Genomic DNA, 13,088 nt, shown 5'->3' on the forward strand with positions numbered 1-13,088 from the left:
ACAATCTACGCAATTACCCAGGCGAGAGGAAGCCTCTATGAAAATCTATGAGTTCGCAGCAGCACCAAACTGTCGACGTGTTCGCATGTTTATGGCAGAAAAAGGTGTGGATATCGAATATGTAACAGTAGATATCGCTAAAGGGGAAAACCTTACAGCAGAGTATGGGAATAAGAATATTTTGAAAAAAGTTCCTTTACTGGAGCTTGAGGACGGCACACATATTTCCGAATCAGCCGCCATTCAACGATATATTGAAGAACTACATCCAGAGCCCCCTCTATTTGGCAGAAATGCAAAAGAAAAGGCTCAGGTTGAAATGTGGAATCGTCGTGCTGATTTCAACATGATGTATCACATTGCTATGAATTTTCAGCATGTAACTGGTTTCTTTAAAGACCGGATGAACGTTTATCCAGAGTTTGGGAAGGACTGCGGCAAGGAGGCCATGAAATTTATTGGCATCCTTAACGATCATTTATCAGATCATCAATACTTGGTTGAAGACTACTTCTCCGTAGCAGATATTGCCATGGTGACCTGCATGGACTTCGGAAAGATTCAGGACTTACGACCCAATACTGAAGAGCACCCCCACGTAGTCCGCTGGCGTGAACAACTTAAAGAGCGCCCCAGTTTTAAAGCTTAAACCTTATTTCCCCGCCCAAACAGGGCGGGGAAATAATTTCAGTCAGTCCTTTGCAGGAAGCACCTCAACGGGGCCAATATCCAAGGCTTCAACCTCGCCTTTAATCTTACTCAGATCCCCAACAATCACCCAGGTGAATTGATCTGGCGCAAGATACTCCTTCGCGGAAGCCTCTACTTTTTCCTTATTCAGTGCTGAAACCCGCTGTGGATATTCGGCAATATATTCCTCTGGAAGCCCCTTCTCCACCTGCCAATTAATACTGGAAAGCAATTGCCCTTTGGTCTGGAATCGAGCACTTTGCTTCAGGACTTCGTCATTCTGGTAGTCCTCAAGCTCTTTTGCAGTAATAGGACGCTCTCCTAAGTATTCCTCATACTCTTTTACCAATTCCTTAATGGCTGGAGCTGTTTTATCAGTTTGCACAGGAGCAAAGAGGATATAAGGACGCTGACCTTCTGTATCGAGGGAAACCGCGCGGGCACCATAGGACCAATGCTTGTTCTCACGAAGATTCATATTGACCCTGGACGTAAACTTTCCGGCAATAATATTTGTCATCGCATCAAAAGCTTCAGCTCCCTGCGGCTGCCAAGGCGGCATCAGCAGACCTGCCATGATATAACTCTGTTGTGCGCCGGGGCGGTCGAGCAAATAAACTCGAGCCTTTTCCGGGCGGGGCACCTTGGCAACTTCAATTTTGGGAAGCTCTGATTTAGGAGCAGTCCACTTTCCGAGAGTTTCATTCAGCAGAGGCTCTATTTCTTTTTCAGTAACATCGCCCACGATCGTCAGGGTTGCATTATCCGGTCGCACCCAGGTCTTTTGGAAATTAACCAGATCCTCACGGGTTATGGACTTAATACCCTCGGGAGTACCCGATCCCGTCAAGGGAGAGCCATAAGGGTGGTTTTCTCCAAATAGTAGCGGCGGCAGTTCACGCATAGCCAGGCCCTGAGGCTGGGCTTTTTCCTGGGCTATTGCATCCAGGCGATTGGACTTAACCCGCTCCAGGTCAGACTCTGGGAAACGAGGTTCAGTAACCACCTTCTCAAATAGCTCCAGCGATGGCTCCAGCTGCGTCTTAAGGGCACTCATGCTGATATTGTTATAATCAAGGCCGCTACCACCACCAATATTTACACCAAGCTCTTCTGAGCGAGAGCTAAATTCCAGGCTATCCAGATCACCCGCACCTTCGTTCAGCATTTGCGCCGCAACTGAAGCCAGACCTGGCTTATTTTTATCTGCGGAGGCACCACTGCGAAATTGCAGATTCATCAGTACAACGGGAGTATCATGACGTTCGGCCAGGACAACCTTTAATCCATTTTTGAGGGTAAATTCTTTTTGTTTTGGCAGTTCCAGCTCTACATTTTTGTCTACCTCGGGGAGCTTGCTGCGGTCAGCACCCTCCGCCGCTGCCGTATACTTCTGCTTCGGCTCCATAATTAAGGTGTAGGAGTCCTCTTTCAACCACTGCTCAGCCACTTCTTGAACTTCGAGAGCGGATACTTTTGCATAATCCTCCACGCCTTCTATCAAGGCTCCGGGATCGCCAAAATAAAACTCCGACTGGGCAAGGATGTCACTCTTACCACCAAAACCACCGGTTTTTTCCAACCCCTTTACCAGCCCGGCAAACTCACTCTGTTTAACCCGGCGCAGCTCATCCGCATTCACACCATTTTTTGCGAATTGCTTTAATTCTTTATTCAGTAAGTCTTCAACTTTTTCTACAGACTGCCCAGGTTTCACGTCGACGATAATCATCAACTGCCCTGCAAGCTGACGGCCATAATAAAAAGCGCTGACACTGGTGGCCACTTGCTCATCGCGAACTAAACGGCGGTAAAGAAGAGAGTTTTTTCTATTGGCGAGAAGGGAAGTCATTAATTCCAGCGCATCTTCCACTTCACTACCCACTGCAGGCACATTCCAAACCTTGTAGATTCGCGTTTGGGGCACCTGATCGTAAACCACCTCCCTCTTTTTCACCTGGGTAGGTAGTTCCCAATTCTTAATGCGCGGTTGCACTCCAGTGCTCGGGATATCACCAAAATACTTGCGTACCTTGGCCATCGCATCTTTGACCGTAACATCACCCGCAATCACCAAAACGGCATTAGCAGGCTGATAATGGTCTTCAAACCATTTTTTGACATCTTCAAGACTGGCGTTATTCAGGTCCTCCATCGAGCCAATCGGCGTCCACGAATAGGGGTGCCCTTTGGGGAAGGTGCTCTTGGCAATAATATCGAACGCTTTGCCATAAGGTGCATTCTCCCCCTGGCGCTTTTCATTCTTTACAACACCGCGCTGCTCATCCAAAACCTCCTGGGTAATTGCACCTTTAAAATGCCCCATTCGGTCGGACTCCATCCACAGCGCCATATCCAGGGCGCCTTTGGGCACGGTGACAAAATAATTGGTGCGGTCATTGCTAGTGGTGCCATTCATATCGGTGGCCCCAGAGCGCTGGAAGGGTTCGAAATATTCCCCTGGGAAGTTTTCGCTACCGTTAAACATCAAGTGCTCAAATAAATGAGCAAATCCGGTTTTACCTGGCGGCTCGTCCTTAGAGCCTACTTTGTACCAAAGATTGGTAGAAACAACGGGGGCTTTGTGGTCTTCATGCACAATCACCGTCAGGCCATTGGGCAATACTTCCCTATGGAAAGGAATCTCCAACTTGGGTGGCGGGACATACGCCTCTTTATCGGATGCAGCAGCCTTGCTACTGGCTGCTGCTTCCTTATCCACCGAAAGCGCATGAGGCGTATCATCGGTAGACTTTCCGCAAGCGGTAAGGCCAGTAATAGCGATGGCAACGCTGATAAGTAGCGGACGCAAGTCCATATTGTCACTCCCTTTTAAAAAACCGCAATTTCAGGATGGCAAGTTTAGGCCAGCTTTCCTCCAGAGTGTCAGCAAAACCTTTTACCAACCGCAATTTAGCAAATATTCCAGGCAAAAAAATGGGCACCGAAGTGCCCAAATCAATACATCACAGAGAGAAGCGAGATGACAATCGCCCAAGGAATCAGGTCACCAGCTCTACTCCTGCGCTGAAAACATTACGCTGCCACAGTACCAGACTTGTCTTCGGCCTCGCCTACAACCGTATGGTGACCAAAGCGCTCCTCGGCAACACGGTCCGCTACGTGAGCGGTGGTCTGGCCGGTTTCATCGGCACGCTCGAACACTTCTTTCATAGTGTTGCCAATCTCTTCGATATGAGCGCGCACTTCTGCAGCGTCGTAATCGCCTTTCTGCTGGTAGTAAACATCGATAATACCGCCAGCATTAATGACATAGTCCGGTGCGTACAAAATACCTTTCTCGCGAAGCACTTCAGCATGGCGCTCTTCCGCCAACTGGTTGTTGGCCGCGCCAGCAATCGCCTGAACCTTCAAACGGCTGATGGTGTCATCGTTGAGAATTGCACCCATCGCACAGGGGGCAAACAGATCTACGTCCAGGTCAAAGATTTCGTCGGCAGTTACGGCTATGGCACCAAGCTCTGTAACCGCACGATCGATATTGTCTTGGAAAATATCGGTGACAAACAGTTCCGCACCGGCATCCTTCAATAGTTTACCCAGGCGGAAACCGACGTTGCCCACGCCTTGAATAGAGACTTTTAAGCCGGTCAGGTCAGTCTTGCCCCAGCGGTGTTCTACCGCAGCTTTCAGGCCGACAAACACACCGTAAGCAGTCGAAGGGGAAGGATCACCACCATACTCGGAGCCCGCGAACAGGCCGGAGACAAACTCGGTTGTCTCACCGATAACACTCATATCCGCCACGCTCGTGCCAGAATCTTCAGCAGTGATATAACGGCCGCCCAAGGTATTAATAAATTCACCCATAGCGCGCAGTAACTCAGGGGTCTTTTCCTTGCGCGGGTCGCCAATAATTACGGATTTGCCGCCGCCCAGCTTGAGGCCGGCCATTGCGGACTTGTAAGTCATACCCCGGGAAAGACGGAGAACATCATTCAGGGCCTCGCCATCGTCGGCGTAGGGCCACATACGGCAGCCACCCAGTGAGGGACCCAAATTCGTATTGTGTACCGCGATAATGGCCTTCAAGCCACTCTTTGCATCTTGGTAAAACGCCACTTGTTCGTGTTTATCGTAGGCGGAATGGGAAAAAATACTCATTAACTGTTCCTCTCCGGAAGGCCGGTTCTACAGCTGGGGAACAACCACAGCCCTTATCTGTTTTTATCTGGAATAAGATTATATCCAGCTCCCACAGACAAAGTTTGCATATTTTGCACACATGAGCATTAGAATAGCTAAAACATCACACCAAAATATCATTTTTAGGATATTTGTTTGCCCCAGAATAACTTGGGCCGCCCAGTCATTAATCTAGGCGGCTAGCTCTACACTCTTATTTCTCCATTAATTGGCATTGAATACCGGGCCCTCTCCTACCGCTGGCGGCTCTCTTATAAATTTCCTATAACTGCCCCTCAAGAGAACACGATTCCTGTATAAATCTTCTGGCAAAGAACCTCCTTTTGAAGCCTTCCTTAATATGTCTACTTTTTCAAAAATTTTTGAAAACCTCACAACACTGACAACTAAGATCATTTCCACCGCCTAAGCGCGTTACATCCTCTGCGCATGGTCTGGTAGAATCCGCGCCCAAATCGACCCATAGAGATAAACTCGATGCTGAATGCCGACGCTCTAAAACAACTTTCGCAACTGAAAACAGATATTCGCTCCAGTAAGGAGTTTGCCGAAGGCCGGGTTCGCGGCAGTAACGGCAAGTTTGGCTTCGTTGAGTTGGATGACGGGAGGGAAGCCTTCCTGCCTCCCAATGAAATGGAGCGTGTATTTCCCGGTGACCGGGTTCGAGTAAGTCTCTCCGAAGAGAACAAGGGTAAACTCGCAGCAGAGCTCGATGCATTGATCGACAGCCAGCTCGACTACCTTGTTGGCCAGTATGTACAGCGCGGCCAGGGCCACTTTATCCAGCCCACGCAAAATGGCCTGTCCCGCTGGATTTTTCTCCCTCCCAAGGCTCGCGGCAAGGCCCAGCCGGGAGAGTTTATTGCCTGCAAAGTAAACCGCCATCCATTTAAAGACGGCAGAGCCCAGGCCAAGGTGGAAACCGTTATCGGCAAGCCCGATATGCCCGGTATCGAACACGCCTATGTTGTCGCCCAATTCAAGCTGCCTGAGCAATTTGGTGCCGCTGCACAAAAGCAGGCGGACACAATTGCGGAGAAACTGACAACAGTTACCGGTGAGCGCACCGAACTTTCCGAGCTGGGCTTCGCAACTATCGATGCGGAAACCACTCGCGATATGGACGACGCTCTGGCCGTAAGCAGCCGTGACGGGGGCTGGACCCTGCACATTGCTATTGCAGACCCATCGTCGCTAATTGATGAGAACAGCCCCCTGGATAAAGAGGCGTTTAATCGGGCCCACAGCCAGTATTTACCGGGCGAAACCCTACCCATGCTGCCCCGCAACCTGTGTGAGAACCTGTTCTCCCTGGTTCCCGGCGAGCTGCGCCCCGCCCTGGTTATCCATATCGATATCGATAACGATGGCACCATTGGTAATAGCCGCTATGAATTTGCCGCTATTCGCTCCCAGCACAAACTGAGCTATGAACAAGTCAGCCGCTTTATTGAGGGTGACGACTCCGCCGTGCCCCAGGAGCAACAGGACAGTCTGCGTAATTTGGCGGCGATCTACGAAGCGCGCGCCGCATACCGTGCCAGCCACTCACTGGCAATGGAAGATCGCCCGGACTATGAAATCCGCTTGAACGATCAGCGCAAGATCGAGCGTATCGAAAAGCAGGAACGCAATATCGCTCAGCGAATGGTCGAGGAAGCCATGCTCGCTACCAATATCAGCATGGGTGGCAAACTCGCCGAGATTGAGCAGGGCTGCTTCTCTGTTCACTTGGGCTTCCGCGAAGAGCGCATGGGAGAAGTTCGCAGCCTGCTGAAAGAACTGCTACCTGAGCATGCAGAGGCCGATCTGGGGCAACTGGAGCATTACCTTGCATTGGTTAAGCACCTGGAAAACCATGAAGAGCCGCAGATGAACAACCTGCTAGCCGTGCTCAAGCGTATGCTGCGCCCGGGCCAGCTCGATAACAAGGTAGGGGCTCACCTGGGACTGGGCCTCGAGGCCTACGCCACCGTCACCTCGCCAATTCGCAAGTACAACGACCTGCACAACCACCGCGTTCTGCGCGCTGCTGCGCAGGGAGAGAAAGCCTCCACACTGGCCGATGATAAAATTGAATCCCTGCAGGAAAGCCTGATTCGCGGTCGCCAGGCCAACCGAGCCCTGGAGCAATGGCTCTACGCTCAATTTATCGAGAAGAAAGTTGGCCAGGAATTTACAGGGAAAATTACCCTGGTAAACGGCGCAGGCATCGGCGTGCGACTCGACGACTTTGGTATTGACGGCTTTGTGCGCATGAATGGCGATAAGAAGAACCTGCCCACCTTCGATGGCAAGCACCTGGTTCTTACACACAATGAAAAACGCTTCCACCTAGAACAGGAAGTTTCAGTTAAAGTAGCGTCTGTCGATGTAGACAAACGACGCATCGCCTTTGAACTGAACGCTGAAAAAACTGAGGCTGCCGACGCGGCCCAGAAATAAATTCCTGCACATTTACCCAAGCCCGGCGCTCGCCGGGCTTTCCTGCCGGGGGCCAAAGCCCACCGCCTTTGATCGGCCAGCTAGCTTATAGCTCCGGCACCAATAGAATAAATCGAGGCCACTCATGAGCAATATTGCTGAATTGAACCCAACTCCACTGTGGGCACACTTTTCCAAGCTCTGTGAAATTCCACGCCCATCCAAGCATGAAGACCGCGTAGTGGAGCATATCGTTAACTTCGCTAAAGCACGCGGCCTAGGCGTTCAGCTGGATGAAATCGGCAATATTGTTATCAAGAAGCCGGCCACTCCTGGTATGGAAAACCGCAAGACACTGGCCCTGCAGAGCCATGTGGATATGGTGCCGCAGAAGAATGCCGACACTGAGCACGACTTTCTCACTGACTCAATCAAACCCTACGTGGATGGAGACTGGGTAACTGCGGAAGGCACCACACTCGGCGCAGACAATGGTATTGGCGTTGCCGCAATCCTGGCCCTGATGGAATCTACTGATATTCCCCACCCCGCTTTGGAAGCCCTGCTGACAATCGATGAAGAAGCGGGCATGACCGGCGCCAAGAATCTTAAGCCTGGCTATTTTGAAGCTGACCTGCTCCTCAACCTGGATACTGAAGATGAAGGCGAGCTGTATATCGGCTGCGCCGGCGGTGTCGACGTCAATGTCAGCCTGCCCTATACGCCAGAAGCAATCCTGCCCGGTGCAGAAGCAGTAAAACTCTCTGTTCGCGGCCTCCGTGGCGGGCATTCTGGCCTGGATATCGACAAAGGCCGAGGCAATGCCAACAAGATCGCAAACCGCATTATCCACGCCGCTCTAACCCAGGTCCCCGAGCTGCGTATTGCCAGCCTGGATGGCGGTAGCCTGCGCAATGCGATTCCCCGCGAATCCTTCACAACCCTGGTCGTGCCTTCAGTAGCGGTCGATAAAGTACAGGAAATTGTAAAAAGCGAAAGCGCTCAAATTGCCCGTGAACTGGACAATGAAGCGGCACTGGACATCACCCTGGAAGCTACCGAAACTCCAGCCAACACCCTGGACGCAGATAGCCAGTTGACCCTTATTCGCGCAATCCGCTGCTGCCCCAATGGCGTTGAGCGAATGAGCACTGCTCTCGAAGGCATTGCTGAATCATCCAACAATCTGGCCCGTGTTGTAACAATGGAGGAGAACGGTGAGCATCGAGTAAAAATCCAATGTCTTGTACGCAGCCTCTCTGACACTGCCCGCGACCAACACGGCCTCAATGTCGCCGCCACCTTCCAGCTGGCAGGTGCAGAAACAACACTGGACAACGACTACCCTGGCTGGACACCAAATCCCAATTCGCCGCTGCTGGCGATGATGAAGGATGTCTATAAAGATATGACTGGCGAGGAAGCTGAAGTAAAAGTCATTCACGCCGGCCTGGAGTGCGGATTGCTGGCCAAACCCTACCCCAACTGGGATATGGTTTCCTTTGGTCCAACCATTCGCCGCGCTCACTCTCCTGAAGAGAAGGTACATATCCAGAGTGTCGCCAATTTCTGGGATTACTTTATTAAAGTGGTCCAGGCAATTCCCACTCGCGACTAGCCGCCCAATCGGGCCTCGGCTTTCCCCGAGGCCCGACACCCAGCCTTTCCACTCCGCCCTCCAATTACTACACCCAACGCATCAACCACACTAAAAACTGCTTTCTAGCTATTGTTAGAGAGCCACTGGGCTATTTTAATATTTCTTAACTCCACAGGTGCCCCGGGAAAATGAAGGAGAGTTATTCACTTGGTGCAAAAGCCTCAGAGCAGAAACGCCTGCTGTTACAGAGGAAAATCTACGGGGATACAGAAGACATACATTTTCCTTCAAACTATCAAGTAGCAGAGTTTGGTTGTGGTGCAGGCGCCAATCTCTGGATTGCGCAAGAGGTATCCGCTGGTAGTTATATTGGCCTCGACATACAGTCTGCCCAGTTAAACAAAGCCGAGCAAACGGCCCAAATGTTGGGGCTTTGCAACACAGAATTTAAGCTCTGTAACGCAGAAAAATCAGGGTTAGCAGATTCATCGGTAGATGCAGCTTTTGTACGCTTGGTTTTGATACATCTTCCAAACCCAAAAACCATGCTGCAAGAAATGATTCGCGTTGTACGCCCCGGTGGCAGACTTATTATTCACGAGCCTTACGACGCAACCTATTACACTGGCCCCGACAAGTTCAACCCAATGAAATGCTTCCGTGCACGTAATACGCTGGCCTACGGCAATGGGCGCGGTTCTCCTGAAATAGCCGTTAATCTTTTTCCAGTACTATCCTCCCTAAAGATCAGCGAAGTTGTAGTTTCACCCCATGTGATCAATGCCAATGGAAAAAGTGACGGGATTAGGTGTAAAAACTTACTGGAAAATATCATTGGACTTATAGAGCCTGTATCCGCAGAGTTAATTGCACAGAGCAAAATCACCCCTGAAGAATGGAAATCTGCACAACAAGAGGCCGGTATAGTTACCGCATACACTTTCCACACACAAACGCTTTGGAAAGCTACCGCCCAAGTTATCTAGCGGTAGAGAAATTGGAGATCCAATGTTGCGCTACCTCGTTGCGGCGACAAATCCAAATGGGTTCAAATCGCTGGATATATTTCAAGAAACGATAAACTCCAGCAGCCCTGGCAGGGTGGCCGCTGACTCGCCCATGTAGTCCAACACTCATCAACTTAGGACTCACGCTCCCTTCCCGCCAAAGCTGATCGAAAGCGCCTTTTAGCAATAAAAAGAAATCATCGGCAGTCGTGCACCCACTGGGCAGCAGGTACTGAATATCGTTATTCACCAAGGTGTAGGGAATCACCACCAATGAATCTGATTTCTGTTCCCAGAATGGCAAATCATCACTGTAGGAATCTGACGTATACAGTAATCCATCAATTTCTCGTACCAATGATTTAGTATGGGAGCTTACCCGGCCTGTATACCACCCAAACGGAGGCCTAGCGGTTAACTGCTCGATTATCTTAACAGTGAGCTGAATATCGTGTTTTTCTCGACCCTTAGGAGTATCTTTATAATCAATCCACCGGTATCCATGGCCAGCAATCTCATGTCCCGCTTCAACCAGGGCTAGCGCTAAAATCGGATTAAGCTCTAACGCCTGACCGGTAGCAAAAACTGTTAAAGGTACGTTGTAAGTATTAAAGATATCGAGAAGCCGCCAGACACCAGCGCGAGAACCATACTCATACATACTCTCTACACTGAAATCCCGCCCTCCAACCCGTGCAGGCCTGCCAGGAAGTTCATGCAGGTAAGATTCAGATTGGGTATCGCCGTTTAACTTGGTGGATTCTGACCCCTCCTCTAAATTCAAGACAAACTGAATTGCAATGCGGGCCTGATCAGGCCAGCGGGGATGAGGCGGACGCCCAGCGTAACCCTCCAGATTTCTCTTGTGCATCAACCCAGCTCAAATGTCGTTACACCAAAAATTCGGTCCCGCGCAATATCTGGCATTGGCCCCAGGTACATCCTTGCGCAGCCAAAAACTTCCTCCATTCCATAGTGCTTGGCCAGCGACATAGCCGCAGGATTATTTTCCGGCACATCCAGAAAGATAGGCCCATCATCTGCAAATGAGACCAGTCGCTTCAGCAACGTATCTGCCACTTTATAGCTATTTGCAAACAGAGGACCTACTTTACATCCATTGCGGCAACGCCTGATTACACCATAGCCACAAAGACTCCCAAATTGGACATAGCCCAAACTCAGAGCCTCTGGCTGGGAAAGCCATCCTTTCAGAAATACCCGTCTACTTGCGGGAAAGCAGGTCCTGTCGTAAGCAATTATTTGATCCAAAGAAACTTCACTAAGCTGGATAACTTCATCAGGGCATTTAGTACTCACACCCTCAAAAGCAGAGAGCTCGACTCGATAACGGAGATTACGATGGGAGAAGTTAAAACCGCCGCGGGCATAGTAATCCTGCATCGCAAATACCCCATCCATACCGATGCTTGCATCAGGTCTCAACCGGGTTTTTAAGCGGTCCCGTCGGATATACCAAAGCCTGTTACCAAACCCATGACCTCTGAATTCAGGCCTAACGATAAAGAATCCCATGAAACCGAAATCATCACCGTACGCAGTAATTGCCCCTCCTCCGATCAAGTCGCCCCGAACTTCCGCCGCAATGTAAGCTTCTGGATCTGTTTTCCAGAAAATTTCTGCATCGTGCAACCCCGGATTCCAGCCTTCAAGTGCAGCCCAGTCAACCAGTAAATCCACTTCTTTACGTGTCATCTCCCGAACAGTAAATGATTCATGCATTGACTTAGACTCTTCTCGTTATCGTATTTATTCAGCTACCTGGAGCGAGGAACTTAAAGGGTTCTGAAGGACTCAACTTAGATGCCACTTCCCCACCAGTGTCCATTGGAGTATCTAATTTCATTGTCATTACTTTAGATCCCGGCTCAATAGAAACATTATCCATATCCAACCAAATTACTGATGGATTAATAACAGAGTCGAAATAGTAGCGGCTACTTTTTTGATCAATAACCGACCGCCACAATGTTGAAGCTATATTGGGTTTATCGGGATCATCCATTCCCAGCGGCACGCTGACAGCACGAATTTGGGAGAATGCGGATGCCAATGCATCGCGATACTTTTTATATTCTGGTGATGTTTTTAAAGCATAACTCGCCCGTACAAACCTGTCCGCCGCACTAATTGTACCCGGTAGAAAGTTTTGGCCTCCAATTGAATTCCAATAGGAATTGATTGCCAGTTGCTGATCATAAGGAGGAGAATTAGTCATTACCGTAAACTGCTTACCGTGATGGATCTTTAGCACACCATCAAGATATTCAAAAATAGCGGAATCACCACTGGGGTCTGAAATTGCAATATGTGTACTTGCCGGTCTCCCATTGGGAAGATCTGCGCCAACCACAGTGAATGGGTCACTCTTTAACCCCTTTACCGCAGCATCAACCGTTGCGTAGTTATCCAGGATGTATTGCAACCAGGCCCCAACAGAGATAGTCGGCTTATCCCTATCGGCAGCACTCCCATAATCTGCCTCAGCCAAGTATAAAAGGTTGCCAACGAGGCCCTTTTCATTGAGCCCATCAGTTGTAGCCGCATCGTAAATACTGATAACAATTGAGCCAAACTTCGATGTCCAAGTAATAGATTTTGGGCCCAAGCCACCATTGCGCTCCATCCCCTGAGGGAAAACCCAAAATGCCATAGCTGCATCGGTATCACTCCAGTCCATGCTACGGGCAGTAATATAGGTCTTATCACCAGTTTCATAGAGTATTCGGGTACAAGCAATCGAAGACCTGGGCTCGAGTAGGCACAGCACTACAACAACAAAAACCATAACGGAGTTTATAGCTTTAGAAAAACATGAAATCCTTTTCACTTTGCCAACCATCCCTCAAAATCATTAATTAATATGCTGGTCGTTTACAGTCACTGTAATCGGCTTTAAACAATAGAAAGTCCGGTTTCCATCATAGATGGCCAACAATGGTGAGACTGTCTTTCGTTCCAATACTTGGCAACCTTGGCGTAAAGGTCCAGAAACTGACACCGCTTTCAACAAGTACAGTTCAAATATCTTGTAATTTCAGTAAGCTTTTACAGCTAACCAACTTCACGCTAAAAGCATTCATTTTGGTATAGGCTACTCAAATAAAAACTATTTGAAAAACTGTACACCTATTAACCAAAAAGAAATAATCCCTCTTATCGAAGTAGCAATAAGGCCA

10 protein-coding genes are annotated in these 13,088 nt (G+C 49.5%); 4 read left to right on the forward strand and 6 right to left on the reverse strand.

The features are described 5' to 3' along the window. The first annotated feature begins 37 nt into the window (after positions 1–37). Positions 38–649, forward strand: coding sequence for a glutathione S-transferase family protein (locus ACJJI8_RS22120; protein WP_282932017.1), 612 nt, complete (start codon positions 38–40; stop codon positions 647–649). A gap of 42 nt (positions 650–691) precedes the next feature. Here the strand turns inward: ACJJI8_RS22120 and ACJJI8_RS22125 are convergent, their stop codons facing one another. The 3 genes from ACJJI8_RS22125 to ACJJI8_RS22135 form a co-directional block, all read right to left on the reverse strand. Continuing rightward, on the reverse strand, positions 692–3,508 hold the full coding sequence (locus ACJJI8_RS22125) for a M16 family metallopeptidase (RefSeq protein ID WP_444907732.1): 2,817 nt from the start codon (positions 3,506–3,508) through the stop codon (positions 692–694). Positions 3,509–3,726: 218 nt separating this feature from the next. Then, a complete protein-coding gene (locus tag ACJJI8_RS22130) occupies positions 3,727–4,815 on the reverse strand; it encodes a Glu/Leu/Phe/Val dehydrogenase dimerization domain-containing protein (protein WP_413662699.1) in 1,089 nt (362 codons plus the stop codon). A 246-nt stretch (positions 4,816–5,061) separates the two neighbouring features. After that, complete coding sequence (locus ACJJI8_RS22135) at positions 5,062–5,253, reverse strand: hypothetical protein (protein ID WP_444933760.1); 192 nt, start codon at positions 5,251–5,253, stop codon at positions 5,062–5,064. An 81-nt stretch (positions 5,254–5,334) separates the two neighbouring features. On the opposite strand from ACJJI8_RS22135, the gene ACJJI8_RS22140 reads away from it, so the two are divergent. From ACJJI8_RS22140 to ACJJI8_RS22150, 3 genes are all read left to right on the forward strand, one after another. Beyond that, the gene (locus ACJJI8_RS22140) at positions 5,335–7,302 is read left to right on the forward strand and encodes a VacB/RNase II family 3'-5' exoribonuclease (protein WP_444933761.1); all 1,968 of its coding nucleotides are present in this window, start codon (positions 5,335–5,337) and stop codon (positions 7,300–7,302) included. Positions 7,303–7,426: 124 nt separating this feature from the next. Beyond that, positions 7,427–8,899, forward strand: a complete 1,473-nt coding sequence (locus ACJJI8_RS22145; protein ID WP_444933762.1) for an aminoacyl-histidine dipeptidase — start codon at positions 7,427–7,429, stop codon at positions 8,897–8,899. Positions 8,900–9,069: 170 nt separating this feature from the next. Beyond that, positions 9,070–9,867, forward strand: coding sequence for a class I SAM-dependent methyltransferase (locus ACJJI8_RS22150; protein ID WP_444933763.1), 798 nt, complete (start codon positions 9,070–9,072; stop codon positions 9,865–9,867). Here the strand turns inward: ACJJI8_RS22150 and ACJJI8_RS22155 are convergent. Genes ACJJI8_RS22155 through ACJJI8_RS22165 form a run of 3 tightly spaced genes read right to left on the reverse strand, consistent with a single transcriptional unit; the run spans position 9,860 to position 12,739 of the window. Further along, a complete protein-coding gene (locus tag ACJJI8_RS22155) occupies positions 9,860–10,759 on the reverse strand; it encodes a polysaccharide deacetylase family protein (protein WP_444914291.1) in 900 nt (299 codons plus the stop codon). The genes ACJJI8_RS22150 and ACJJI8_RS22155 overlap by 8 nt on opposite strands. Further along, a complete protein-coding gene (locus ACJJI8_RS22160; protein WP_444933764.1) occupies positions 10,759–11,631 on the reverse strand; it encodes a GNAT family N-acetyltransferase in 873 nt (290 codons plus the stop codon). The genes ACJJI8_RS22155 and ACJJI8_RS22160 overlap by 1 nt, the downstream gene beginning before the upstream one ends. A gap of 31 nt (positions 11,632–11,662) precedes the next feature. After that, a complete protein-coding gene (locus ACJJI8_RS22165; protein WP_444933765.1) occupies positions 11,663–12,739 on the reverse strand; it encodes a bile salt hydrolase in 1,077 nt (358 codons plus the stop codon). Between the last annotated feature and the right edge of the window lie 349 nt (positions 12,740–13,088).

The sequence above is a fragment of the Microbulbifer maximicatervae (SeqCode) genome, from assembly GCF_052467695.1.